Source organism: Paraburkholderia sp. SIMBA_030 (genome assembly GCF_046535245.1).
Classification (GTDB): Bacteria; Pseudomonadota; Gammaproteobacteria; order Burkholderiales; family Burkholderiaceae; genus Paraburkholderia.
In genome coordinates this window covers 236,052-259,632 of the sequence record NZ_JAWRXB010000004.1, presented here as the reverse complement: position 1 = coordinate 259,632, position 23,581 = coordinate 236,052, and the positions used below count along the sequence as shown (strand labels likewise).

Sequence of the window (23,581 nt, the reverse complement as noted above, 5' to 3'; positions counted from 1 at the left end):
CCCGCTGCTCCAGCATTTTAGCTGCGCTGCAGGCATCGCGCCGGCGTGGTAACTTCAGCGCTTTCCGTTCACACAATCAACAGGACAAGTTCGATGGAATACCGCAGACTCGGCGACACAGATGTGCAGGTTAGCCTGATTGGTCTCGGCACCATGACGTGGGGCGAGCAGAACACTGAACAGGACGCGCACGCGCAGATCGATTACGCGCTCGATCACGGCGTCAATCTGATCGACACCGCTGAAATGTACCCGGTGCCGCCGCGTCCCGAGACGCAAGGCTCGACCGAGCGCTACATCGGCACGTGGCTCGCGCAGCATCGCAGCGCGCGCGAGAAGATCGTGCTCGCCACCAAGATCGCCGGGCCGGCGCGTCAACCGCATAATCCGCGCCATCTTCGCGGCGCGGGCAACCAGTTCGATCGCAAGAATCTGACCGAAGCGTTGAACGATAGCCTCAAGCGCTTGCAAACGGATTACGTCGATCTGTACCAGTTGCACTGGCCGGATCGCAGCACGATGACGTTCGGCCGCCCCGCCTATCCGTGGGTCGACGATGCGTACACGGTGCCGATCGAAGAAACGCTGTCGGTGCTCGCCGAGTTCGTCAAGGAAGGCAAGGTGCGCCATTTCGGCGTGTCGAACGAAACGCCGTGGGGTGTCGCGCAGTTTCTGCGCGCAGCGGAAAAACTCGACTTGCCGCGCATCGTCAGCATCCAGAATCCGTATAGCCTGCTGAACCGTACGTATGAAGCCGGTCTGTCCGAATACGCGCATCGCGACAATATCGGCTTGCTTGCGTATTCACCGCTGGCCTTCGGCTGGCTGTCGGGCAAGTACGAAGGCGGCGCGCGTCCGGCGGGCGCCCGCATCTCGCTGTTCGAGCGTTTTCAACGCTACAGCAAGCCGCAAGCGATTCAGGCGACCACGCGTTACGTCGAACTGGCGAGGCGCCATGGCTTGTCGCCCGCGCAGTTCGCGCTGGCCTTCGTCAACAGCCGGCCGTTCCTGACCAGCAATCTGATCGGCGCGACCTCGCTCGAGCAGTTGAAGGAAAACATCGGCAGCGCCGAAATGAAACTCTCGCCGGAAGTGCTCGCGGAAATCGATGCGCTGCATGAGCTGCAGCCGAATCCGGCGCCGTGATGCAGTTGATCTGAAGTTGCGTTGCCCCGGCTTCGATGCCGCGGCAACGACGAGGTTTGATTCAGTTAAGCAGGCTTCAAGCGCGCTCAGCGGATTTTCAATGTCGAGCGCACCGCATACAGCGCCAGCAAACGCGCTAGCGCGCAGAACATCAGATCTGCATCTGCATGGCGGCTGATCGCCCGGGCCGCCGCCCACCGTGATATTGGCCGGCGCTCGGCGCACCGCATCGGGAATCGGCGGCGGGCGGCGAATTGAAAGGCAAATCTCCCTGCCGGAAGGCGAATCACGACCTAAACTGTGGTGACGGGGGCGGGCTGTATGGCTCGACTGGGCGGGTTGATTGCGCAGGTTGTGATGCTGCGATGCACACCGGTGGTACGATTCAGCCCAAAAAATGGAGAGAGGTACGCGGTGAATACGGCGTGCCGTCCACAACAGAGCGATAGGACTCAGGAAATCGAATGGCGCAACAAAAAACAAACCCAAAACTTGAACAGGCACTGACGCGCGGGGATCTTGCAATTCGCCAGGCAAATTCGGCGCGGGCGACTGCGCTGTTGCGCGCGTTGGGCAAGATGATCGTGGAGGCGTCGGCGACGATCGGCGTGGAAGCGTTCACGCTGATTCCTGACGGCGACAAGATTTACGATCCCGCCGATGGACTATGGCCACAGGAATTGCAGGTTTCGCTCGACGGTCCTGTCGAGGAGGCTGATCCTGATGAAGTTCGCACGGTGAGGTTGATTGCCGATGATCCTGCCACGGTGTTCAGGGTTGAATGGCAACGGGCCGATGGCAAGATCGGACGTCAGGATGGCGGGCCGTTTGCAACGGTGGCCTTTATTTCTGATGTGGATATTCCCTGGACGGATGACGAAGACTGATTTTTGCGCGTAGCGCCTGATTGGGGGCTTTGGTTTTGTTTTTTGCCTACGCGGCACAACAGGTGCCGCGTAGGCAAATAAAGAAACCTACTTCATCATCCTTCGTCGAAACAAAACGGCAGAAACAAGAAACCCACCGACAACATAAGCAACCAGCACAGCAACGTGTAAAACAGCCTCCTGAAGAGGCCGTCCAAGCATCGCGGGGCGAATAAGCTCGACAGCATGCGCCAGCGGCAAGACCTGAGTCACACCGCGTGCCGCAGCGGGCAACTGCGCGATAGGAAAGAAAACCCCGGACAACAGCAACATCGGCGTCAACACCAACGTCTGATAAAACATAAAAAAATCATACGACGGCGCCAATGCCGTCACTACCATCGCGATACTCGCGAACGCGAGCCCGGTCAGCACGATCACCGGCAACGCCAGCAACATCGACGGAAAATTCGCGTACCCCAACGCTCCCGCGACCAGCATGATGGCCACTCCTGACAACATCGATTTGCTGCCGGCCCACATCACTTCGCCCAGCACAATGTCGCCGAGCGTCAGCGGCGTATGCATGATCGCTTCCCACGTGCGCTGCACATGCATCCGCGAAAAGCCGGAATACATCGACTCGAAACTCGCCGACATCATCACGCTCGATGCCACCGTGCCCGCCGCCAGAAACGCAATGTACGACACGCCGTCGACGTGCCCAACCATCAGTCCAAGCCCGAAACCCAAACCAAACAGGTAGATCATCGGATCGGCAAGATTGCCGAACATCGAAGCAATCGCGAGCTTCCTCCACACCAGATAGTTGCGGCGCCATACCGCTATCCAGTTCACGGCGTTCGCGGGCAAAGCGGCGAAAGGCGCCTGCTTCGACGGCGTGTCGTCAGGGGTGTCGTAAGTGCGTGCGTCCATTGCTTGTCTCTTGCAGTGTCTTTATAGCTATAAGCGGCAGGTGGCCAGCGCCGGGCACGGCCAGCGTCAGTCCATCAGTCCTGCATCTCGCGGCCGGTCAGTCGCAGAAACACGTCTTCCAGATTTGCCGGACGATGCAGATAGCGCAGACCAGCGCGCTCCTTCAGGCATGCAAGCACCGGTTGCACGTCGTTCACGTAGCAGAACAGCGTCTCGCCACTAATCTCGGTTCGCTCGACCAGCGGCGCCAACTCGTCGCGCAACGCAACCGGATCGGGGCCGAAGATCTCGATCACGTCGCAGCCGATCTCGGATGCGATCAGTTCGCTCGGCGCACCTTCGGCGATCTTGCGTCCTTCCTCGATCACGCACAAACGGTGGCAGAGCCGTTCGGCTTCCTCCATGAAGTGCGTGGTCAACAGAATAGTTTTGCCGCGCGCGAGCAGCGAACGCAGCCGTTCCCAGATCAGATGGCGCGCTTGCGGATCGAGCCCGGTGGTCGGCTCGTCCATGATCAGCACGTCGGGATCGTTGACGAGCGCGCGCGCCAGCGTGAGCCGCCGCTTCATGCCGCCCGACAGTTCGCTCACGCGTGCATTCGCCTTGCTCTCCAGACGTGCGAATTCGAGCAACGACGGCACCATCGCGCGGCATTGCGCGGCGCTCAGGCCAAAATAACGGCCGAACACGAGCAGGTTTTCGCGGACAGTGAAATCGGGATCGAGATTGTCGAACTGCGGCACCACGCCGACGCGCGCTCGCGCCACCCGCGCGCGACCGGGAATCGGCTCGCCGCACAAGCGGATCGTGCCGGCATCCGGGGCGGCAATGCCGAGCAGCATGCGCAGCGTGGTGGTCTTGCCCGCGCCGTTCGGTCCAAGCAGACCGAAACATTCGCCGGCGTTCACATGAAACGACAGTCCATCGACGACCGTCTTTTCGTCATAGCTTTTCTTGACATGGTGGAATTCAATGGCGGCTTCAGACATGGATCGAATGATGCTCCGGGAAAAGACGCGAATGGCCGGTAAGGCCGCTCATTCTATGGCATCGGCGGTCAGGCGTTTGCCGCCACCTGGCCGCCGTACGCCTTTTCTTGCGCTGCGGCATAGCCTCGCCTCTCCTTGTGGCGCACTTAGCGTTTTCCATCCCTTGCAACCTGAATTGCGGCGCACCATGATTCATTTATGACCGCGTTCCCCGCGGTACGGGAGAAAACCATGGCGAGCTACCAGAAAATCCTACTCTGCTACGACGGCTCGCGCGAAGGCCGTAAAGCGCTGCGTTGTGGCGCCGATCTGGCGCTGGACCTGAAGGCGGAAACGCATCTGTTGTCGGTTGTCGACATGCGTTCGAGCATTGCACAAAGCGCGGGCCTGCTCACCGACGTGGCCTGCGGCAGCTTCGAGAAGACTGCTCGCGACATCCTGCAGGAAGGGGTGGACTGGCTCACCGAGCGCGGCGTCAACGCGCAAGGACATTTTGCGTTCGGTCATCCCATCGACGAGATTGCCAATCTCGCCAACGAACTGCATGTGGACCTGGTGGTGGTCGGCCACCGTTGCCGCACTGGCCTGTCGCGCTGGTGGATGGGCGCGGGGAATACGCCGCTGCTCGACCGGGTCTCCTGCAGCATTCTGGTGGCGTGTTCGTCCGCGCAGGAACAGCAGCAGGCGGCGGCTTGACGCCAGCAACATGAGCCGCGTCGACCGAACGATCAGTCGTTCAGGTCGACCGCGGCCAGCTTCCATGTGAACCAACCTTCGCGCCGCAAAATCGCGGCGTAGCGCGCGTCGCCCGCGCCGTGCTGATACCTGACGACGAATTCGTTGACACCGCGATAGCCGGCCGTGGTTTGCGGCGGTTGCGGCGGCGTGGCGCTGCTGGTTGCATTGCTAGTCGTGCTATTGGCGGTATGGCTTCCGGCAGAGGGCGCAGACGCAGCTGCGCCAGGGGCGTTTTGCGCGGCAGGCGGTGCAGGCGGCCGTTCGCCCGGTTCGCCACGCGGCGGCATGCCGTTCAGCAATGCAGCAACGCCGTCCGGTGTCGCATACGCGTCCACCAGCGGACCGATCAGCGCAACGCCGATCATCGCGCCGATCGCGGCGAATGGGTTGCCGTTGCCATGTGCGTTGAGCCGGCGTGTCAGCAAGCCGGTGACCTGCTGCTTCAGGCTCTCGCGCAACGCTGGAAAGTCGACATACTGATTGACGGTCTCCGCATCGCGCGCGTCCGCCGCGCGTTTCAGATTGTTCAGCGCAATATACGGCGATGCATAGCCGTATCCCAGCGCGGCCATCACCACAATCACAATCAGAACAACGATCAGCGGCCGTGTGGCGCCGCGTTTGGTGCGTGTAGAAACTGCCATCGAGTGGAGCTCTCTATCAAGGGTGGTCTAGCGTGGACCACGGCCACACGAAAACGATCCCACGCGATGCAATATCTGACGAGGCGCGAGCGGGGCAACTGAACAGCAACAGTGGGCCAACCGCAGGGCAACAACGCATCGCGCCCTACACCTCATGACTCGAACACCGCGCCGTGCACATTGGCTTCTTCAGCGATGCAGCGATCGATCATCCGGCACACGGCGTCTACCGTGCCGACCATGATCAGCCGCGATGGCCCGTGATAGACGCGCACCGGCGCGCGTCGCGCCGGCTCGGCCGTATTCAGCCCCGAATTCAACGACACGCGAGCGAAAGCCGGCAACGACGACGGCAAGCTCGACGCGCGCGATGCCGGTTCGTCGAATAGCGACGGAGAGTTGGCCGTGGACGCCTCGTTCAGCGAACAGGGCACCAGCTTGCGCAGATGGCGCAAACGGCCGAACTGGCGAAAAGGCAGCAGGCGGGCAAAGCGTTCCATGAGTCTCTCCAGGCGATTCAACGTAGGGGCAGCGACGCGTTGGCGTCGGGCAAGCGTTGGTAGAAGCGGGCGCTCAGAACTCGCCGGGGCGGATCAGCCCGACAGCGATGCCTTCCAGCGCGAAATCCGCACTGCCGGTCTGAACGAAGATGTTTTCGTAGTCGGGGTTCTCGGCGATCAGCTCGATGCCGTTCGGCCGGCGCTTCAAGCGCTTGACCGTCACGTCGTCGCCCAGGCGCGCGATGATGATCTGGCCGTCTTTCGCTTCGCTTTTCTTTTGCACCGCGAGCAGGTCGCCGTCGAAGATGCCGGCGTCGCGCATCGACAGCCCGCGAACTTTCAGCAGGTAGTCCGGCTTACTCGAGAACAGCGCCGGGTCGCACGCATAGTGCTGCGAGATATGTTCCTGCGCGAGGATCGGGCTACCGGCAGCGACGCGGCCAATCAGCGGCAGCGACAGTTGCATGATGCTGGCGTGTGGCAGCGTGAACTGATGCGGCGAATCTTCGGGGCCTGCCAGCAGACGAATGCCGCGCGACGCACCCGCCGCGAGTTCGATCACACCCTTGCGGGCGAGAGCCCGCAGATGTTCTTCGGCCGAGTTGGCCGAACTGAAACCCAGCTCGGCGGCGATTTCCGCGCGGGTGGGAGGGAAGCCGGTGCGTTCGATAGCCCGGCGAATCAGATCGAAAACCTGCTGCTGTCGTGCGGTGAGTTTGGTCATGGCGCCACTGTATGTATGAACAGGTGACTGTATTTTTATACAGTATTCACCGCAATTCAAGCTTTACTTTAAGTTCGTCGGTTGGGGTGGCGTTCCGGCGTCTCAAAAGGACGTTCCAACATCCGTTTTGGTGCCGCAACGCCTTATCCAGCTGCCATTACCACTTTTGCGTATTAAAGAATGAGGAAACATTATTTTTAATGATGAAAGCCCTTCGATAGACTGGCCTCCGAGTTGGCGCTCATGTGCACGTGACCGCGACGCAAAACAACACCACACGCTGTTTCAGCGGACTACAACGCGGAGAAAGTTGGCATGAACCATCAGGGCACGGGGCTGGCAGGCGAGACCAGAAAACTTATCGCGGCGCTCGCGTTCGGCGCGGCAACCGCAGTCGGCGTGATGGCGCAAGCGCACGCCGCCGATACGACGCTGCTGAACGTGTCGTACGACCCGACGCGCGAACTGTACCAGGACGTCAACCAGGCATTCGGCAAGGAGTGGAAAGCGAAGACGGGCGAGTCGGTCACCTTCAAGCAGTCGCATGGCGGCTCGGGCGCTCAGGCGCGTTCGGTGCTCGACGGTCTGCAAGCGGACGTCGTGACGCTGGCGCTGGCCTACGACATCGACGCGCTGGCCAACAAAGGTTTGCTGGACAAGGGTTGGCAAAAGCGTTTGCCGGACAACGCGTCGCCGTACACGTCGACGATCGTGTTCCTCGTGCGCAAAGGCAACCCGAAGCACATCAAGGACTGGGACGATCTGGCCAGGCCGGGTGTGTCGATCGTCACGCCGAATCCGAAGACGTCGGGCGGCGCGCGCTGGAACTATCTGGCTGCATGGGCATACGCCGAACATCAGCCGGGCGGCAACGATCAGAAGGCCAGGGAGTTCGTCGGCAAGCTCTATAAGAATGCCGGCGTGCTGGATTCGGGCGCGCGCGGCGCGACCACCAGCTTCGTGCAACGCGGCATCGGCGACGTGCTGATCGCGTGGGAAAACGAAGCGTTCCTGTCGCTGAAGGAATTCGGTCCGGACAAGTTCGAGATCGTCGTGCCGTCGGTGAGCATTCTGGCCGAGCCGCCGGTCGCGGTGGTGGACAAGGTGGTCGACAGGCACGGCACGCGCAAGCTGGCCGAAGCGTATCTGAACTTCCTGTATAGCGAGCAGGGCCAGGAAATCGCCGCGAAGAACTTCTACCGTCCACGTTCGAACAAGGTGCCGGCCGAGCTGACCGCAAAGTTTCCGAAGCTGAAGCTGTACACGGTGGACGACTCGTTCGGCGGCTGGGCGAATGCGCAGAAGACGCATTTTGCGGACGGTGGCGTGTTCGATTCGATTTACCAGCCGCAGTAAGACTGTCGATGCCTGAACCGGCATAGGTGGACAGATGCGGTAACCACTCGCCAGAAAGCGCGCTTGTCCAGCGCGCTTTCTGGCCAGCCGGAAGACAAAAAAAGCCGCAAGCATCAACCCTGAAAGAGTATCCAGCATGACGACGTTGACCTTCCGAAAACCGAGCGCGTTGCCCGGTTTTGGCCTGACGCTCGGCATCACGGTGGCTTATTTGAGCCTCGTGGTGCTGATTCCGCTCGCAGCCACTTTTCTCAAGACGGCGACGCTCGACTGGAGTCAGTTCGTGCGCGCGGTGAGTTCGCCGCGCGTGCTCGCGTCGTATCGGCTGACGTTTTTCTCGGCGCTCGGCGGCGCATTGATCAACGCGGTGTTCGGCTTCCTGGTAGCGTGGGTGCTGGTGCGCTACACGTTCCCGTTCAAACGGCTTGTCGACGCGGTGGTCGATCTGCCGTTTGCGCTGCCGACATCCGTCGCCGGTATTTCGCTTGCGGCGGTGTACGCCGGAAACGGCTGGATCGGGCAGTTTCTTGAACCGCTCGGCATCAAGGTCGCTTTTACGCCGGCCGGCGTGCTGATCGCGTTGACCTTCATCGGTTTGCCGTTCGTTGTGCGGACCGTGCAGCCGGTGCTCGAAGAGTTCGAGCGCGAGCAGGAAGAAGCCGCCGCGTGCCTCGGCGCATCGCGTTGGCTGACGTTCCGGCGCGTGGTGCTGCCGGCGGTGTTTCCGGCATTGCTGACCGGCTTCGCATTGGCGTTCGCACGGGCGCTCGGCGAATACGGTTCGGTGATCTTTATCGCCGGTAACGTGCCGATGAAGTCGGAAATCACGTCGCTGCTGATCATCACCAAGCTCGAACAATACGATTACGCCGGCGCCACTGCATTGGCGGTCGTGATGCTGGTCGTGTCGTTCCTGATGCTGTTATTGATCAATACATTGCAGTGGTATTTGCAGCGGCGCACGGGCCGCGGCGGGGCGGGCCCGGCGCCTGCCGCCGCGAGCGTCGCGGTGAGCGTTCCAGTGAGCGGCGGAGGTGTGCAATGAGCCGTGATACTGTCGATGCCGCAGCGATCGCCGCTGCGCGCGCGCCGCTCGACGTGGTTCGCCGTCCCGATCCGGTGACCGAGCCGCCGGTCGTGCGCTGGATTCTGACCGGCATCGCATTGCTGTTTCTCGCGCTGTTTCTGGTGGTGCCGCTGGTCGCGGTGTTCTATCAGGCGTTGAGCAAGGGGCTCGGCTTCTATCTGGAATCGCTCGCCGATCCGGATGCGCTTTCGGCGATCAAGCTCACCGTGATAACCGCCGCGATCGCCGTGCCGCTGAATCTGGTGTTCGGCCTGGCCGCGTCATGGTGTATCGCCAAATTCGAATTCCGTGGCAAGGCGCTCCTGACCACGCTGATCGATCTGCCGTTCTCGGTCTCGCCGGTGATTTCCGGTTTGATCTACGTGCTGATGTTCGGCGCGCAAGGCTGGTTCGGGCCATGGCTGCAAGCGCACAACGTTCAGATCATCTTCGCCGTGCCGGGCATCGTGCTGGCGACGATCTTCGTCACGTTCCCGTTCGTCGCGCGCGAACTGATTCCGTTGATGCAGGCGCAAGGCAACGACGAAGAAGAGGCCGCGCACGTGCTCGGCGCGTCGGGCTGGCAGATATTTCGCCGCGTCACGCTGCCGAACGTCAAATGGGGCCTGCTGTACGGCGTGATTCTGTGCAATGCGCGGGCGATGGGCGAGTTCGGCGCGGTCTCGGTGGTATCCGGCCACATTCGCGGACAAACCGACACGATGCCGCTGCACGTCGAAATTCTCTACAACGAATACAACTTCGCGGCGGCGTTCGCCGTGGCGTCGGTGCTGGCCTTGCTCGCACTCGTGACGCTCGGTCTGAAGCTGCTCGCCGAACGCCATATGTCGGCGGAACTGTCGGGCGCGCGCAATGTGCCCGCGTACGCGGGTCCCGTCATACCGCCGTCGTCGGCATCGTCCGCGAATACGGCGAAGGCGTTGCATCAGCACCCGGTCAAGCAAGGAGAGCTGTAATGGGTATCACCGTTCGTCACCTGCAAAAGCGCTTTGGCGATTTCGTCGCGCTCGATAACGTTTCGCTCGATTTCCCGCCGGGCGAACTGGTTGCGCTGCTCGGGCCGTCGGGCTGTGGCAAGACGACCTTGCTGCGTGTGATCGCCGGACTCGAATACGCGGACGGCGGCCAGGTCGTGCTGCAAGGCCAGGACGTCGCGACGGTCGGTGCGCGCGAGCGCGAAGTGGGTTTCGTGTTCCAGCATTACGCGCTGTTCCGTCATATGACGGTGTTCGAGAACGTCGCGTTCGGCCTGCGCGTGAAGCCGCGCAAGGAACGGCCGTCGGAAGCGGTGATTCGCCAGAAGGTGCATGAGCTGCTGAAGCTCGTGCAACTCGATTGGCTCGCGCAACGCTATCCGTCGGAACTGTCGGGCGGTCAGCGGCAGCGGATTGCCCTGGCGCGCGCGTTGGCCGTCGAACCGAAGGTGCTGCTGCTCGACGAACCGTTCGGCGCACTGGATGCGAAGGTCCGCAAGGAACTGCGCAGCTGGCTGCGGCGTCTGCATGACGATCTGCATATCTCGACGATCTTCGTCACGCACGATCAGGAAGAAGCGCTCGAAGTGGCTGATCGGATCGTCGTGCTCAATCGCGGACACGTGGAGCAGGTCGGTAGTCCGCAAGACGTGTACGACCATCCGCAGACCTCGTTCGTCTACGAGTTTCTCGGCGCGGCGAACCGGCTGCATGGCAAGGTCGATTCGAGCGGCTTCGTGGTGGACGGCGCGGCGCTGCCGGTTGCGATCAAGGCTGATTTCAGCGGCCCGGCGTTCGCCTATGTGCGTCCGCACGATCTGCAGTTGTATCCGCAGGCAGCGGGCCATCGCGAAGGCATCGTCGTCGATGTGCGGCGCGTGGTGACGCTCGGCGGCTCGGTGCGCGTCGAACTCGCGGGCCGCGAGGGCAACGTGCTCGAAGCGGAACTCGATCGCGAAGCGTGGCGCGATCTGCAACTGGCGATCGGCGACGGCGTCACCGCGGTGCCGCGTGCGTTGCGCGTTTTTCCTGCGCAATGAGCCCAATGCGTCGGATCGTCTTAAGAAAACCCATTCAAATAACCTGACTCCGGCTGAACCGGAGACATACAAATGAACTTCCAGCAATTGCGCTTCGTGCGCGAGGCCGTGCGTCAGAACATGAATCTGACTGAAGTGGCGAACGTGTTGTACACGTCGCAGTCGGGCGTATCGAAACAGATCAAGGATCTCGAAGACGAACTCGGCGTCGATATTTTCATCCGGCGCGGCAAGCGTCTGACGGGTCTCACCGAGCCGGGCAAGGCGGTGCATCAGTTGATCGAGCGGATGCTGCTCGACGCGGAGAATCTGCGTCGCGTGGCACGCCAGTACGCCGATCAGGATAGCGGCCACCTGGTCGTGGCGACGACTCACACGCAGGCGCGTTACGCGCTGCCGAAGGTGATCCGCCAGTTCACCGAGGTGTTTCCGAAAGTGCATCTGGCGCTGCGCCAGGGCAGCCCGCAGCAGATCGCGCAGATGATCATCAACGGCGAAGCGGACATCGGCATTTCGACCGAAGCGCTCGACCGTTTCCCGGATATCGTCACCTTCCCGTGCTATTCATGGCATCACATCGTGGTCGTGCCCAAGGGCCATCCGCTGGTAGGGCGGCCGAACCTGACGCTCGACGAGATCGCCGAATTCCCGATCGTCACGTACGACCAGGACTTCACGGGCCGCTCGCACATCGACCAGGCATTCGCGAAAGCGGGCGCATTGCCGGACGTGGTGCTGACCGCCATCGACGCTGACGTGATCAAGACCTACGTCGAACTCGGCATGGGGATCGGCGTGGTCGCGGCGATGGCCTACGATCCGAAACGCGACACGGAACTGGTCGCGCTGGATACGCAGCATCTGTTCGAAGCGAGCACGACACGGGTTGGGTTACGCAAGGGCGCGTTCCTGCGCGCGTATGCTTATCGGCTGATCGAGATGTTCGCGCCGCAGTTGAACGAAGCGGAAATCGCCGCGCAACTGCGCGAAGCGGCTTAATCAGTTTGACGGGGAGCGGGCCGCCATGGCCCGCGCTGACCCGACATAAAACGAACGGCAATGCGTTTTTTAAACGCATTGCGGCGCGCGGCGCATCGCTTACAATCGCCGCCATGAATACTTTGATTTCCTCTTCCGCGACGCCTCCTGACGACGGCGCAACGCCGCCGCCGGCACCGCTGTTGCCTCGTATTGCCGTGCTGGCGACCGGCGGCACGATTGCCGGGGCGGCCGCGGACGCCACCAATACGTCCGGCTACCAGGCGGGCGTGGTCGGCGTCGATCAACTGCTGGCCGTGGTGCCGGCCTTGTCCACCGTCGCACGGATTCAAGCCGAGCAGATTGCCAGCGTCGACAGCAAAGACATGGCGATGCCGCTATGGACCACGCTCGCGCAACGCGTCAACACGCTGCTGGCGTCCGACGAAATCGACGGCGTGGTGATCACGCACGGCACCGACACGCTCGAAGAAACCGCCTACCTGCTGCATCTGACGATCAAGTCCGCCAAGCCGGTCGTGCTGACCGCGGCGATGCGCCCGGCCTCGGCGCTTTCCGCCGACGGCCCGCTGAATCTGCACAACGCGGTGACGGTCGCGGCGCATGAAGCGTCGCGCGGGCAGGGCGTGCTGGTCGCGTTCAACAACCGGATCCACAGCGCTCGCGATGTGGTCAAGACGAGCACCTACGCCGTCGATGCATTCCAGTCGCCGGAAATCGGCGCGCTCGGTTGGGTGCAGGACGGCCGGGTCGAATTCCAGCGCGGCGTGGTGCGCCCGCATACGGTCGCGACCGAATTCGTGATCGGCGCGACGTGGCCGCATGTGGAGATCGTCGCGAGCTATGCGGGCGTATCGCGGATCGCCGTGGATGCGCTGGTCGCCGCGGGCGTGCGCGGCATCGTGGTAGCGGGCACGGGTAACGGCTCGATTCACGCGACGATGCTGCAGGCGTTGGCCGACGCAGCCTCGCAAGGCGTCGCGGTGGTGCGTTCGTCGCGGGTGGGTTCCGGGCATGTGATGCGCAACGGCGCAGCCGCGGATGATCCGCTGGGTTTCGTCAGCGCGGGATCGCTGAACCCGTACAAGGCGCGCGTGCTGCTGATGCTGGCGCTGGCCGCGGGCGGCACCGGAGCGGTGGCGTTGCAGAGGGTGTTCGATACGTATTGAAGCATGAAATCCGACAGCCGGACACCCGACGACGACGTCTGACCGACCAAGGCTTCCCCGGCGCCGCCGGGTGCCGCTGCGGACCCCACTTGCCGCTCTCAGCCCAGAGCGGCACGATTTGCCCGCTCCGCCGCACATGCCGCACGACGAACCGGGCGCCCCACCTGCGATTGCCGTGACGATGACGATGCAACGATCACGGCAACCTGTGTAACTGCTTGATGTTGTTTTTATGTGCTGCGTTTGACGCTCGCTGCAGACTCCCTGATTGGCCTGTCGCGGTTCGCTCCGATCGGCGGGTCGCGTGTGCGACCCGTGCAACCGGCCTTTGCGGGAAATGCGTTGTCAAGCAGCCTTTGCTTCGCTATCCGGCGCTTGCGCAACTTCGTAGTTCGCCATGATTTCCAGTGCGCGCACCATCGCCGAGTGATCCCATGCCTTGCCGCCGTTCGCCGCGCATACGCTGAACAACTGCTGCGCGCTCGCCGTATGCGGCAGGGCGATGCCCAGCTTGCGTGCGCCGTCGAGCGCGAGGTTCAGATCCTTCTGGTGCAGTTCGATGCGGAAGCCCGGATCGAATTTGCGCCTGGTCATGCGCTCGCCGTGCACTTCGAGAATCCGCGACGAGGCGAAGCCGCCCATCAGCGCTTTGCGAACCCGCTCCGGATCGGCACCCGAGCGCGACGCGAACAGCAGTGCTTCAGCGACCGCTTCGATATTCAGCGCAACGATGATCTGATTCGCGACCTTGCAGGTTTGCCCCGCGCCGTTGTCGCCGATCAGCGAGATGTTCTTGCCCATCAGTTCGAACAGCGGCTTGGCCAGCGCAAAAGCCTTTTCCGGACCGCCGACCATGATCGTCAGCGACGCTTCACGCGCGCCGACTTCGCCGCCGGACACCGGCGCATCGAGGTAGTCGACGCCGAGCGCGTTGATCTTCTTCGCGAAGGCCTGTGTGTCGAGCGGCGAGATCGAGCTCATGTCGATCACCAGCTTGCCCTTCGTGAGACCGGCGGCGACGCCGTCGTCGGCGAACAGCACGTTGGCGACGTCAGGCGTGTCCGGCACCATGATGATGACGACGTCGGCGGCTTGCGCGACGGCGGTCGAATTGGCGACCACGCTGGTCGTCTTGCCCAGATCTTCCGGCACCGGGTATGCACCGTTCACGAACAGCGAGTGACCGCCCTTGATGAGGTTGCGTGCCATGTGTGCACCCATGATGCCGAGGCCGATAAAACCGATCTTTGCCATGTTTCTGAATCTCCAGTGTTGTTTGGGGTCCCCCAGGGGGACTTGCTTCGGGGCGTGATGCGCCTGATTCAATCAGGCGGCGGTGTGGGCTGCGCCGCGTGTTTGCCCGGCCACGCTCTGCACCCAGCCGAGGCCGGCCGTGGTAGTGGTGCGCGGCTTATATTCGCAACCGACGTAACCGTCGTAGCCGAGCGAGTCGAGCAGGTCGAACAGGAACGGGTAGTTGATTTCGCCGGTGCCCGGTTCGTTGCGGCCCGGGTTGTCGGCGAGCTGGATGTGCGCGATCTGCGGCAGGTTCTTCTTGATCGTCGCCGAGAGTTCGCCTTCCATCCGTTGCATGTGATAGATGTCGTATTGCAGGAACAGATTGTCCGAGCCGACTGCGCGGATCACCTCGAGGCCTTCGCCCGAGCGGTTCAGCGCGAAGCCCGGGATGTCGTACGAATTGCACGGCTCGACCAGCAGCTTGATGCCGGCCTTCTTCAGTTCGCCTGCGGCAAAGCGCAGGTTATCGACGATCGTCGAGCGTGCCTTGTCCGCATCGACGCCCGCGCTCGGAATGCCGACGAGGCAGTTCAGTTGCGGCACCTTCAAAGCCTTCGCGTATTCGATCGCGCGGCCGACGCCTTCCTGGAACTCGCCCACGCGATCAGGCAGGCACGCGATGCCGCGTTCACCCGCTTCCCAGTTGCCCGCGGGCAGGTTGTGCAGCACGAGCTTCAGACGGTTCTGTTGCAGACGCTCGCTCAGTTCGGCGATCTGATACGGATACGGAAACAGGAATTCGACGGCGTTGAAGCCCGCGTCCGCGGCTGCCTGAAAGCGGTCGAGGAACGGGACTTCATTGAACAGCATGGTTAGATTCGCTGCAAATTTCGGCATGGCGCGTAGATCTCGCTGGTCGGTCAGTGGAATAACTTCATGAGGCGGCCCGGTTGCTGATTGCTTCCGAACCGCTCACGTGATGCAAAGACAGGAAACTCAGTCGAGCAGGCTGATCGCGGTCGGCGCATCTGCGCGCTTTTCGGCCAGCGCTTCGAACTCGTTGATCGCGTCGATCTCGGTGCCCATCGAAATGTTGGTTACGCGTTCGAGAATCACTTCGACGATCACCGGCACGTTGAACTCGGACAGCATCGATTGCGCTTTCAGCAGCGCGGGCTTCAGTTCTTCCGGCTTGAACACGCGGATCGCCTTGCAACCCAGGCCTTCGGCAACAGCCACGTGGTCCACGCCGTAACCGTTCGTTTCCGGCGAGTTGATGTTCTCGAAGCCGAGCTGCACGCAGAAATCCATGTCGAACGCGCGCTGTGCCTGCCGGATCAGGCCGAGGTACGAGTTGTTCACCACCACATGCACGTACGGCAGCTTGAATTGCGCGCCGGCGGCCAGTTCTTCGATCATGAACTGGAAGTCGTAGTCGCCCGACAGCGCGACGATCGGACGTTGCGGGTCAGCCGCGCGCACGCCGAGCGCCGCCGGAATCGTCCAGCCGAGCGGGCCTGCCTGGCCGCAGTTGATCCAGTTGCGCGCTTTGTAGACGTGCAGGAATTGCGCGCCGGCGATCTGCGACAAACCGATCGTGCTCACGTAGCAGGTATCGCGGCCGAACACCTGGTTCATCTCTTCGTACACGCGCTGCGGCTTCATCGGCACGTTGTCGAAGTGCGTCTTGCGATGCATCGTGCGCTTGCGTTGCTGGCAGTCTTCGACCCATGCGCTGCGGTCCTTCAGCTTGCCGGCGGCCTTCCATTCCTGGGCCACTTCGACGAACAGCTCGAGCGCGGCCTTCGCGTCCGACACGATGCCCAGATCAGGACCGAACACGCGGCCGATCTGCGTCGGTTCGATATCGACGTGCACGAACTTGCGGCCCTTCGTGTATACCTCGATGCTGCCGGTGTGACGGTTCGCCCAGCGGTTGCCGATGCCGAGCACGAAGTCGGAGGCGAGCATCGTCGCGTTGCCGTAGCGGTGCGAGGTTTGCAGGCCGACCATGCCGGCCATCAGCGGATGGTCGTCGGGAATCGCGCCCCACGACATCAGTGTCGGGATCACCGGCACGCCGATGGTTTCGGCGAACGTCACCAGCAGGTCTTCAGCGGCTGCGTTGAGCACACCGCCACCGGAGACGATCAGCGGCTTGTCCGAATCGTTGAGCAGTGTCAGCGCGGCTTCGATCTGCTTGCGGGTCGCTTTCGGCTTGTAGACCGGCAGCGGTTCATAGGTGTCGATGTCGAACTCGATTTCGGCGAGCTGCACGTCGATCGGCAGGTCGACCAGCACCGGACCCGGACGGCCCGAGCGCATCAGGTGGAATGCCTGCTGGAACACGCGCGGCACCAGCGCCGGCTCGCGCACGGTCACGGCCCACTTGGTGACGGGCTTGGCGATCGATTCGATATCGACGGCCTGGAAGTCTTCCTTGTACAGACGCGCGCGCGGCGCCTGGCCCGTGATAGCCAGAATAGGAATCGAGTCGGCCTGAGCGGAGTACAAACCGGTGATCATGTCGGTGCCGGCGGGGCCCGACGTGCCGATACACACGCCGATGTTGCCCGGCTGAGCGCGCGTATAGCCTTCGGCCATGTGCGAAGCGCCTTCGACGTGACGCGCCAGCACGTGGCTGATGTTGCCTGCCTTGCGCATGGCCGAGTAGAACGGGTTGATTGCTGCGCCCGGAACGCCGAATGCGGTGTCGATGCCTTCTTTTTCGAGCACCAGCACGGCTGCGTCGACGGCTCTCATCTTGGCCATGAATGTCTCCTGAATGTCTGGGAATGTGCGAACTAAGGGTGTTGATCGCACTTTAGGCCTGACCTAAAGGTTTGATAAGATCAGTCCGGGTCGCTTATTTCGAAACAAAAAGTATGGAATGGCGTCTGCCGGAGACGACGGGCGCTCTGCGTGGGACCGGAGTAAGCGCTAAAGCGCTAACTCCGGTCGACCGCGATAAGACTGCATGGGACCGGAGTAAGCGCTAAAGCGCTAACTCCGGTCGACACAGGAGACAGAGATGGACCGCTTCAAACAGATCGAAACCTTCGTGCGCGTCGCGGACGCGGGCAGCCTCGCCGCTGCCGCGCTGGAAGAGGGTGTGTCGCCGGTGATTCTCGGGCGCCGCATCGACGCCCTGGAAAAGCGCCTCGGCGTGAAGCTGATGTACCGCTCGACACGCCGGCTGGTCGTCAGCGAAGACGGCGCGGCGTTTCTCGAGCGTTGCCGCGGTCTGCTCACCGAATGGGCTCAGGCGGAAAACGAGCTGAGCGCCGGACGGCGCGCGGTGAACGGCCATCTGATCGTGTCGGCGCCGGCCGCGTTCGGGCGCAAGCACGTCGCACCGCTCGCGCCGGCCTTTCTCGCCGACAAGCCGGAACTGCAGGTGTCGTTCAATCTGACCGACCGGGTGGTGGATCTGGTGCGCGAGGGTTACGACCTGTCGATCCGGATCGGCGGCGCGGTCGATCCGAATTTCGTCGCGGTGAAGCTGGCCTCGAACCGGCGCGTGGTGTGCGGCACGCCGGAGTACTTCCGCAAACACGGCAAGCCGAAAACGCTCGAAGATCTGCCGCGCCACAACTGCCTCGCGTTCAATCTGCAAGGCGGCCAGAACCGCGGCTGGTACTTCCGCCGCAACGGCAAGCTGGTGACGGTGCGCGTGGGCGGCACGCTCGATTGCAACGACGGCGAGCTGCTGCATCGCTGGGTCTGCGAGGGGCTCGGCCTCGGCTGGCGTTCCACGTGGGAAATCCACCAGCAACTGGGGCGCGGCGAACTCGAAACCGTGCTCGACGAGTTCGCGTTGCCCGATTACGACATTCTCGCGGTGTATCCGCAGCAGCGCTATGTGCCGGCCAAGGTGCGCTACTTCATCGACTATCTGAAAGAGGTGTACGCCGACGAGGATTACTGGAACCGCTCGACTTACTAGCGCGCGGGCCGCTCGTGCCTGCTTTTCGCGCAGGCCACCCGGATCGGGCCGCTCATCGTCGAGTGCCGCAGTCCATGATTCGCGGTCTTTCCTGCCTTTTTGCGGATTCCGTGCGGCGGCGGGAATAAACTCGACCTGTAGCCGGTCATCTTGTGAAGACGAGTCACACAGCGTAGCCGCAATGCCCTGGAGGGCCGAGGTGGGTGAAACCGATTCAAATGACGCTGGCGCGCACGTCAATGCCGATGCGGACGCAGCGCGGAGCCGTCGTTTTCAGCAACTGGCGCTGCCGCACCTCGACGCCGCGTACAACCTTGCGCGCTGGTTGTGCGGCAACGCCAACGATGCCGACGACGTCGTGCAGGAAGCATTCATGCGCGCGTTCCGTTTCTTCGACACCTTCCGCGGCGATTCGGCCAGGCCTTGGCTGCTGGCGATCGTGCGCCGCACCTGGTACACGGAGTGGCGGCGGCGCGCGTCATCGCGCGAGGTGGTCGAATTCGACGACACCATGGACGACGCCACCTTCGAGGGCTGGAGCGCGGGCGGCGCCGATCCCCAGGCGCTTTTGATCCGCGACGAAGACGCGAAGCGCGTGCACGAGGCGCTCGCGCAGCTGCCTGTCGAGTACCGCGAGGTGCTGATCCTGCGCGAGCTGGAAGAGATGGGCTATCGGGAAATCGCGATGGTGGCCGACGTGCCGATCGGCACGGTGATGTCGAGACTCGCGCGAGGCCGCCGCAAACTGGCCGCGCTGCTGACGGTCAACGAGGGCGGGGGGCCGCCGCGCGCCACGACGTCTTCAGCTTGCGCGGGGCCGACGGCTTCCGTCACACCGCTGCGGGCGGCCTCCAATGGCCGGCCACCCAACAATACCGGCGCGGCCGCCGCCGGCCTCACTCAGGAGAAGCCAGATGGACTGTAACGAAGCGCGGCCGCTCCTCGATGCGAGCGCCGACCGGGAATTGCCTGCGCCGGATGCGCTGCGCGTCCAGCAGCATATCGACAGTTGCGATGCCTGCCGGAGCGAAAGCGAAAGCCTGCATGCGCTGAAGCGTTCGCTGCGCGCGGCGCCGTATCACCGGGCGCCGGAAGGGCTGCGTGCGCGGATCGTCGAGTCGCTGCCGCCGACCGGCGAAGCCGTGGCGGCGCCCGAAACCCGTCAGCCGCCGCCACGCAAGCGGCACTGGCTCGGCTGGCTTGACGGCTGGCGTGGTCCGCAGGGCGGCTTCGGCGGGGCGAGCAGACTCATCGGGCAAGGCTGGCTGGCGGCGCTGGTCGTTGCACTGGGTGCGGCGGCGGCGGGCGTCACGCTGAGCCTGCACCGTCCGGCGGATGTCGCGCCGTTCTCCGACGAACTGGTCGAGAGCCACGTCAGGGCGCAGCTGTCCGGCCATGACATCGACGTGATTTCGACGGATCGGCATACGGTTAAGCCGTGGTTCAACGGCCGGCTCGACTATTCGCCGCCGGTTGAAGACCTGGCCGCGAACGGTTTCGCGCTGGAAGGTGGGCGGCTGGATTACCTCGCGCACCAGCGGGTGGCGGTGCTGGTGTACCGCTATCGCAAGCATGTGATCGACGTCTATGTGTTTCCCGGGAACAGCGCGGCAGCCGCGGAGCTGCGTGTGAACGGTCCGGCTGCGCCGACGGTGTCGCGCGAAGGCTACTCGCTCGCGCACTGGAACGCCGGAGGCATGACCTGGTGGGCGATTACGGACGCCGCGCCCGACGCGTTGAGCGGCCTCGAAACGGCGCTGAAGGCTCGCCTGCAAGGCGGCAGCGAGCGGACGGAGGGCGGTTGAGGCGGCCGAAGGGACGGCGGCCGAGGTCGAGCCGACAGGGCCGTGGAAGGGGCCAGCAAGCGTGGGCCGGCTTCCGCCAATCTGCCTGAAGTCGCCTAAACCCTTGAAAACACACCCGATTCGCGCGCCAGATTAAAGGGATATCTTGCAACCCGGCCCTTATCGGGTTACACTCTTCGGCTTCTCACTTGCCACACCGGTTCCGACGCCCGGGTGGCTTTAATCCACAAGGAGTGTGTATGCGTCATTATGAAATCGTCTTTATCGTGCACCCCGATCAGAGCGAGCAAGTGCCCGCCATGATCGAGCGTTACAAGAGCACGATCACGTCGCACGGTGGCCAGATCCACCGTATCGAAGACTGGGGCCGTCGCCAACTGGCCTACGTGATCGAGAAACTCGCGAAGGCTCACTACGTCTGCATGAACATCGAATGCGACCAAACCACGCTCGACGAGCTGGAGCACGCATTCAAGTTCAACGACGCTGTTCTGCGTCACCTGATTGTCAAGATGAAGAAGGCCGAAACCGGCCCTTCGCCGATGATGAAGGAAGTGCAGCGCGAAGAAGCCAAGAAGTCGGCTGCTACGCAACCGTCCGAAGCGCAGGCTTAAGACACTATTTAAGCTACCAGATCAAGCGTCGCTCTCGCCAAAGGGTACATGAACCGGCTGCAACTTACGGCCAGCGTCGTCGAACGCGAACCGGTGCGGTACACCCCCGCTGGCGTTCCGATTGCAGGCTGCACGTTGCACCACCGCACGGAAGTCGTCGAAGCCGGCATTGCCCGGCAAGTCGAACTGACCATGCAGGCGGTAGCCGCAGGCGAGGCGAGCGGTAAGCTGGAAAGCTGTCAGATGGGCGTGGAAACGCTCTTCACAGGCTTTCTGGCAAAAAAGCACCGCAACGCAAGAACACTGGTATTTCACATCACAGAATTGCAGGACATTGGAAAGGACTGAACATGCCCCGCCCGACTGGTAAGAAATTCGACAAGCGTCGTCAGCAACAAAATCCGCTCTTCAAGCGCAAGAAGTTCTGCCGTTTCACGGCCGCTGGCGTCGATTACATCGACTACAAAGACCTCGAAACGCTGAAGGACTTCATCGGCGAAAACGGCAAGATCACGCCGGCGCGTCTCACGGGTACGAAGTCGCACTATCAACGCCAGCTGGATACGGCAATCAAGCGCGCACGTTTCCTCGCGCTGGTGCCGTACACCGACCAGCACAAGGCCTAACCCGACGACGCGATAAGGAGCATCCGAATGCAAATCATTCTTCTGGAAAAAGTCGTCAATCTGGGCAACCTGGGCGATATCGTGAAGGTCAAGGACGGTTACGCACGTAACTTCCTGATCCCGAACAAGCAAGCTCGCCGTGCAACGAAGGAAGCCCTGGCTGAATTCGAAGTCCGCCGCGCTGAACTCGAAAAGATCGCCGCTGAAAAGCTGGCTGCCGCTCAAGCTCAAGGCGAAAAGCTGGCAGGTTCCACGATTCAGATCGGTCAGAAGGCCGGTGTCGACGGCCGTCTGTTCGGCTCGGTGACGAATGCCGACATCGCTGACGCACTGGTCAAGCAAGGTTTCGCAGTGGAAAAGGCGCAAGTGCGTTTGCCGCAAGGCCCGCTGAAGATCGTTGGCGATCACGCAGTTCAGATCTCGCTGCACACCGACGTTCTCGTCGATGTGACGGTGGCTGTGATCGGCGAACACGTCTAAGCATCAGGTAGCATCTGCCAGGACGTTGCTGGCAAGGGGCAGGGGCCGGGTGACCGGCTCCTGCCTTTTTTTGTGCCCGGTTTTCGAGGCGTTCCCGACCAGTTTTTAGATTTCCCTCCGCGCGCATTTACCCCGATAATTCCTCTCCATGAACGCACCGTCCAAAGATCCCCAACTCGAGTCGCTGAAAGTCCCGCCGCATTCGATCGAGGCCGAGCAATCGGTGCTGGGCGGCCTGCTGCTCGACAACGCGGCTTGGGACCGCATCGCAGACTTCCTGTCGCAGAGCGATTTTTACCGCTACGACCACCGGATCATCTTCGAGCACATCGGCAAGCTGATCGCGGCAACGCGTCCGGCCGACGTGATTACCGTCTACGAGGCGCTCGGCACTTCGGGCAAAGCGGAAGAGGTCGGCGGTCTTGCGTACCTGAACGCGCTGGCGCAGAACACGCCGAGCGCGGCCAATATCCGTCGCTACGCGGAAATCGTGCGCGATCGCGCGGTGCTGCGCCGTCTCGTGTCGGTGGCCGACGAAATCTCCGCTGACGCGTTCAATCCGCAAGGCAAGGAAGTTCGCCAGTTGCTGGACGAGGCCGAATCGAAGGTGTTTTCGATTGCCGAAGATGGCGCGCGCGGCACCCAGGGCTTCCTCGAAATCGGGCCGCTGCTCACCGAAGTGGTCGAGCGGATCGACACGCTGTATCACACTGCCAATCCGAGTGACGTGACCGGCACGCCGACAGGCTTTGTCGATCTGGATCGGATGACCTCCGGCATGCACGGCGGTGAGCTGATCATCGTCGCGGGTCGTCCGTCGATGGGTAAAACGGCGTTTTCGATGAACGTCGGCGAATACGTGGCAGTCGAGTACGGCTTGCCGGTCGCCGTGTTCTCAATGGAAATGCCGGGCACGCAACTGACGATGCGTATGCTCGGCTCGGTCGGCCGGCTCGACCAGCATCGGATGCGAACCGGACGCCTGACCGACGAAGATTGGCCGAAGCTCACGCACGCGGTGCAAAAAATGAGCGAGGCGCAGATTTTCATCGACGAAACCGGCGGCCTGAATCCGATGGAATTGCGCTCGCGCGCGCGCCGGCTGTCGCGCCAGTGCGGCAAGCTGGGTCTGATCATCATCGACTATTTGCAGCTGATGAGCGGTTCGTCGTCGGGTGAAAACCGCGCGACCGAAATCTCGGAAATCTCGCGTTCGCTGAAGAGTCTTGCCAAAGAACTCGATGTGCCGGTAATCGCATTGTCCCAGCTGAACCGTGGCCTGGAGCAGCGCCCGAACAAGCGGCCGATCATGTCGGACCTGCGCGAATCCGGCGCTATCGAGCAGGATGCGGACGTGATCCTGTTCATTTACCGCGACGAGGTCTATAACCCGGACAGTCCGGACAAGGGCACGGCGGAAATCATCATCGGTAAGCAGCGGAACGGTCCGATCGGACCTGTTCGGCTCACGTTCCACGGCCAATTCACGAAGTTCGATAACTTTGCCGGCGCGCAGAATTTTTACAGCGAGTAAACAGATAAGTGGTGCGCTTGTTGTAACGACGCACGCGACAGGCTAACGCCGCGCCGGGAGCCGTACTTTGTACGTCTGTCGGCTGGCGTCGATTGCGGTTTCCGCAAGCTCGACTCAGGGGCGGGTACGTGGATATGGCGGTGGCGCAATGATGCCGGGAAGCAGGAAT

Annotated in this window: 25 protein-coding genes; 17 read left to right on the top strand and 8 right to left on the bottom strand. The window is 62.4% G+C overall.

Annotated elements, in window-relative coordinates; all coding sequences use genetic code 11:
* Window positions 1–93: 93 nt before the first annotated feature.
* Both SB772_RS08670 and SB772_RS08665 read left to right on the top strand, forming a co-directional pair.
* Window positions 94–1,146, top strand: a complete 1,053-nt coding sequence (locus SB772_RS08670; protein WP_410832849.1) for an NADP(H)-dependent aldo-keto reductase — start codon at window positions 94–96, stop codon at window positions 1,144–1,146.
* Between the two features lie 464 nt (window positions 1,147–1,610).
* The gene (locus SB772_RS08665) at window positions 1,611–2,033 is read left to right on the top strand and encodes a hypothetical protein (RefSeq protein WP_211613292.1); all 423 of its coding nucleotides are present in this window, start codon (window positions 1,611–1,613) and stop codon (window positions 2,031–2,033) included.
* Between the two features lie 87 nt (window positions 2,034–2,120).
* Here SB772_RS08665 and SB772_RS08660 read toward each other — a convergent pair whose 3' ends face one another.
* Window positions 2,121–2,948 (bottom strand): ABC transporter permease, encoded by an 828-nt coding sequence (locus SB772_RS08660; RefSeq protein WP_410832848.1) that lies wholly within the window; start codon window positions 2,946–2,948, stop codon window positions 2,121–2,123.
* A gap of 74 nt (window positions 2,949–3,022) precedes the next feature.
* Window positions 3,023–3,937: a nodulation factor ABC transporter ATP-binding protein NodI gene (gene nodI / locus SB772_RS08655; protein WP_410832847.1), complete on the bottom strand. Its 915-nt coding sequence runs from the start codon at window positions 3,935–3,937 to the stop codon at window positions 3,023–3,025.
* 231 nt (window positions 3,938–4,168) lie between these two features.
* Here nodI and SB772_RS08650 point away from each other — a divergent pair, with 231 nt between their 5' ends.
* Window positions 4,169–4,633 (top strand): universal stress protein, encoded by a 465-nt coding sequence (locus SB772_RS08650; RefSeq protein ID WP_410832999.1) that lies wholly within the window; start codon window positions 4,169–4,171, stop codon window positions 4,631–4,633.
* Between the two features lie 32 nt (window positions 4,634–4,665).
* Here the strand turns inward: SB772_RS08650 and SB772_RS08645 are convergent, their stop codons facing one another.
* The 3 genes from SB772_RS08645 to lexA all read right to left on the bottom strand — a co-directional run bounded on the left by SB772_RS08645 (window position 4,666) and on the right by lexA (window position 6,543).
* Complete coding sequence (locus SB772_RS08645; RefSeq protein ID WP_410832846.1) at window positions 4,666–5,319, bottom strand: DUF2939 domain-containing protein; 654 nt, start codon at window positions 5,317–5,319, stop codon at window positions 4,666–4,668.
* Window positions 5,320–5,471: 152 nt separating this feature from the next.
* Window positions 5,472–5,819: a hypothetical protein gene (locus tag SB772_RS08640; RefSeq protein ID WP_410832845.1), complete on the bottom strand. Its 348-nt coding sequence runs from the start codon at window positions 5,817–5,819 to the stop codon at window positions 5,472–5,474.
* 73 nt (window positions 5,820–5,892) lie between these two features.
* Entirely contained in the window at window positions 5,893–6,543 is a 651-nt protein-coding gene (gene lexA / locus SB772_RS08635) for a transcriptional repressor LexA (RefSeq protein ID WP_341312326.1), read from the bottom strand.
* A 315-nt stretch (window positions 6,544–6,858) separates the two neighbouring features.
* On the opposite strand from lexA, the gene SB772_RS08630 reads away from it, so the two are divergent.
* The 6 genes from SB772_RS08630 to SB772_RS08605 all read left to right on the top strand — a co-directional run bounded on the left by SB772_RS08630 (window position 6,859) and on the right by SB772_RS08605 (window position 13,168).
* A complete protein-coding gene (locus SB772_RS08630) occupies window positions 6,859–7,899 on the top strand; it encodes a sulfate ABC transporter substrate-binding protein (RefSeq protein ID WP_410832844.1) in 1,041 nt (346 codons plus the stop codon).
* Window positions 7,900–8,035: 136 nt separating this feature from the next.
* The gene (gene cysT / locus SB772_RS08625; RefSeq protein ID WP_410832843.1) at window positions 8,036–8,944 is read left to right on the top strand and encodes a sulfate ABC transporter permease subunit CysT; all 909 of its coding nucleotides are present in this window, start codon (window positions 8,036–8,038) and stop codon (window positions 8,942–8,944) included.
* Window positions 8,941–9,942 carry a sulfate ABC transporter permease subunit CysW gene (gene cysW, locus SB772_RS08620; RefSeq protein WP_410832842.1) on the top strand — a complete coding sequence of 334 codons (1,002 nt, stop codon included), beginning with the start codon at window positions 8,941–8,943 and terminating at the stop codon, window positions 9,940–9,942. Before cysT ends, cysW begins: the two co-directional genes overlap by 4 nt.
* Window positions 9,942–11,000 (top strand): sulfate/molybdate ABC transporter ATP-binding protein, encoded by a 1,059-nt coding sequence (locus SB772_RS08615; protein ID WP_410832841.1) that lies wholly within the window; start codon window positions 9,942–9,944, stop codon window positions 10,998–11,000. Before cysW ends, SB772_RS08615 begins: the two co-directional genes overlap by 1 nt.
* 72 nt (window positions 11,001–11,072) lie before the next feature.
* A complete protein-coding gene (locus SB772_RS08610; RefSeq protein WP_410832840.1) occupies window positions 11,073–11,999 on the top strand; it encodes a CysB family HTH-type transcriptional regulator in 927 nt (308 codons plus the stop codon).
* Window positions 12,000–12,112: 113 nt separating this feature from the next.
* Window positions 12,113–13,168, top strand: coding sequence for an asparaginase (locus SB772_RS08605; RefSeq protein ID WP_410832839.1), 1,056 nt, complete (start codon window positions 12,113–12,115; stop codon window positions 13,166–13,168).
* Window positions 13,169–13,513: 345 nt separating this feature from the next.
* Here SB772_RS08605 and SB772_RS08600 read toward each other — a convergent pair whose 3' ends face one another.
* The 3 genes from SB772_RS08600 to gcl form a co-directional block, all read right to left on the bottom strand.
* Window positions 13,514–14,422, bottom strand: a complete 909-nt coding sequence (locus SB772_RS08600) for a 2-hydroxy-3-oxopropionate reductase (protein WP_410832838.1) — start codon at window positions 14,420–14,422, stop codon at window positions 13,514–13,516.
* 72 nt (window positions 14,423–14,494) lie between these two features.
* Window positions 14,495–15,304: a hydroxypyruvate isomerase gene (hyi, locus tag SB772_RS08595; protein ID WP_410832837.1), complete on the bottom strand. Its 810-nt coding sequence runs from the start codon at window positions 15,302–15,304 to the stop codon at window positions 14,495–14,497.
* A 99-nt stretch (window positions 15,305–15,403) separates the two neighbouring features.
* The gene (gene gcl, locus SB772_RS08590) at window positions 15,404–17,179 is read right to left on the bottom strand and encodes a glyoxylate carboligase (RefSeq protein ID WP_410832836.1); all 1,776 of its coding nucleotides are present in this window, start codon (window positions 17,177–17,179) and stop codon (window positions 15,404–15,406) included.
* Window positions 17,180–17,438: 259 nt separating this feature from the next.
* Here gcl and SB772_RS08585 point away from each other — a divergent pair, with 259 nt between their 5' ends.
* From SB772_RS08585 to SB772_RS08550, 8 genes are all read left to right on the top strand, one after another.
* Window positions 17,439–18,353 carry a LysR family transcriptional regulator gene (locus SB772_RS08585; RefSeq protein ID WP_410832835.1) on the top strand — a complete coding sequence of 305 codons (915 nt, stop codon included), beginning with the start codon at window positions 17,439–17,441 and terminating at the stop codon, window positions 18,351–18,353.
* Between the two features lie 199 nt (window positions 18,354–18,552).
* Complete coding sequence (locus tag SB772_RS08580) at window positions 18,553–19,278, top strand: RNA polymerase sigma factor (RefSeq protein ID WP_410832834.1); 726 nt, start codon at window positions 18,553–18,555, stop codon at window positions 19,276–19,278.
* Window positions 19,268–20,158 (top strand): anti-sigma factor family protein, encoded by an 891-nt coding sequence (locus tag SB772_RS08575; protein ID WP_410832833.1) that lies wholly within the window; start codon window positions 19,268–19,270, stop codon window positions 20,156–20,158. The genes SB772_RS08580 and SB772_RS08575 overlap by 11 nt, the downstream gene beginning before the upstream one ends.
* 239 nt (window positions 20,159–20,397) lie before the next feature.
* A complete protein-coding gene (gene rpsF, locus SB772_RS08570) occupies window positions 20,398–20,772 on the top strand; it encodes a 30S ribosomal protein S6 (protein ID WP_410832832.1) in 375 nt (124 codons plus the stop codon).
* A gap of 48 nt (window positions 20,773–20,820) precedes the next feature.
* Window positions 20,821–21,120: a primosomal replication protein N gene (priB, locus tag SB772_RS08565; protein ID WP_341312313.1), complete on the top strand. Its 300-nt coding sequence runs from the start codon at window positions 20,821–20,823 to the stop codon at window positions 21,118–21,120.
* A 2-nt stretch (window positions 21,121–21,122) separates the two neighbouring features.
* The gene (gene rpsR, locus SB772_RS08560; RefSeq protein ID WP_410832831.1) at window positions 21,123–21,398 is read left to right on the top strand and encodes a 30S ribosomal protein S18; all 276 of its coding nucleotides are present in this window, start codon (window positions 21,123–21,125) and stop codon (window positions 21,396–21,398) included.
* A 27-nt stretch (window positions 21,399–21,425) separates the two neighbouring features.
* Entirely contained in the window at window positions 21,426–21,878 is a 453-nt protein-coding gene (rplI, locus tag SB772_RS08555) for a 50S ribosomal protein L9 (RefSeq protein WP_410832830.1), read from the top strand.
* Between the two features lie 148 nt (window positions 21,879–22,026).
* Window positions 22,027–23,412: a replicative DNA helicase gene (locus tag SB772_RS08550; protein ID WP_410832829.1), complete on the top strand. Its 1,386-nt coding sequence runs from the start codon at window positions 22,027–22,029 to the stop codon at window positions 23,410–23,412.
* Window positions 23,413–23,581: the final 169 nt, after the last annotated feature.

Excerpts from the sequence above, each read along its gene's own strand:
- SB772_RS08670 (WP_410832849.1), top strand. The coding sequence starts at position 94 with ATGGAATACCGCAGACTCGGCGACACAGATGTGCAGGTTAGCCTGATT.
- SB772_RS08665 (WP_211613292.1), top strand. The coding sequence starts at position 1,611 with ATGGCGCAACAAAAAACAAACCCAAAACTTGAACAGGCACTGACGCGC.
- SB772_RS08660 (WP_410832848.1), bottom strand. The coding sequence starts at position 2,948 with ATGGACGCACGCACTTACGACACCCCTGACGACACGCCGTCGAAGCAG.
- nodI (WP_410832847.1), bottom strand. The coding sequence starts at position 3,937 with ATGTCTGAAGCCGCCATTGAATTCCACCATGTCAAGAAAAGCTATGAC.
- SB772_RS08650 (WP_410832999.1), top strand. The coding sequence starts at position 4,169 with ATGGCGAGCTACCAGAAAATCCTACTCTGCTACGACGGCTCGCGCGAA.
- SB772_RS08645 (WP_410832846.1), bottom strand. The coding sequence starts at position 5,319 with ATGGCAGTTTCTACACGCACCAAACGCGGCGCCACACGGCCGCTGATC.
- SB772_RS08640 (WP_410832845.1), bottom strand. The coding sequence starts at position 5,819 with ATGGAACGCTTTGCCCGCCTGCTGCCTTTTCGCCAGTTCGGCCGTTTG.
- lexA (WP_341312326.1), bottom strand. The coding sequence starts at position 6,543 with ATGACCAAACTCACCGCACGACAGCAGCAGGTTTTCGATCTGATTCGC.
- SB772_RS08630 (WP_410832844.1), top strand. The coding sequence starts at position 6,859 with ATGAACCATCAGGGCACGGGGCTGGCAGGCGAGACCAGAAAACTTATC.
- cysT (WP_410832843.1), top strand. The coding sequence starts at position 8,036 with ATGACGACGTTGACCTTCCGAAAACCGAGCGCGTTGCCCGGTTTTGGC.
- cysW (WP_410832842.1), top strand. The coding sequence starts at position 8,941 with ATGAGCCGTGATACTGTCGATGCCGCAGCGATCGCCGCTGCGCGCGCG.
- SB772_RS08615 (WP_410832841.1), top strand. The coding sequence starts at position 9,942 with ATGGGTATCACCGTTCGTCACCTGCAAAAGCGCTTTGGCGATTTCGTC.
- SB772_RS08610 (WP_410832840.1), top strand. The coding sequence starts at position 11,073 with ATGAACTTCCAGCAATTGCGCTTCGTGCGCGAGGCCGTGCGTCAGAAC.
- SB772_RS08605 (WP_410832839.1), top strand. The coding sequence starts at position 12,113 with ATGAATACTTTGATTTCCTCTTCCGCGACGCCTCCTGACGACGGCGCA.
- SB772_RS08600 (WP_410832838.1), bottom strand. The coding sequence starts at position 14,422 with ATGGCAAAGATCGGTTTTATCGGCCTCGGCATCATGGGTGCACACATG.
- hyi (WP_410832837.1), bottom strand. The coding sequence starts at position 15,304 with ATGCCGAAATTTGCAGCGAATCTAACCATGCTGTTCAATGAAGTCCCG.
- gcl (WP_410832836.1), bottom strand. The coding sequence starts at position 17,179 with ATGGCCAAGATGAGAGCCGTCGACGCAGCCGTGCTGGTGCTCGAAAAA.
- SB772_RS08585 (WP_410832835.1), top strand. The coding sequence starts at position 17,439 with ATGGACCGCTTCAAACAGATCGAAACCTTCGTGCGCGTCGCGGACGCG.
- SB772_RS08575 (WP_410832833.1), top strand. The coding sequence starts at position 19,268 with ATGGACTGTAACGAAGCGCGGCCGCTCCTCGATGCGAGCGCCGACCGG.
- rpsF (WP_410832832.1), top strand. The coding sequence starts at position 20,398 with ATGCGTCATTATGAAATCGTCTTTATCGTGCACCCCGATCAGAGCGAG.
- priB (WP_341312313.1), top strand. The coding sequence starts at position 20,821 with ATGAACCGGCTGCAACTTACGGCCAGCGTCGTCGAACGCGAACCGGTG.
- rpsR (WP_410832831.1), top strand. The coding sequence starts at position 21,123 with ATGCCCCGCCCGACTGGTAAGAAATTCGACAAGCGTCGTCAGCAACAA.
- rplI (WP_410832830.1), top strand. The coding sequence starts at position 21,426 with ATGCAAATCATTCTTCTGGAAAAAGTCGTCAATCTGGGCAACCTGGGC.
- SB772_RS08550 (WP_410832829.1), top strand. The coding sequence starts at position 22,027 with ATGAACGCACCGTCCAAAGATCCCCAACTCGAGTCGCTGAAAGTCCCG.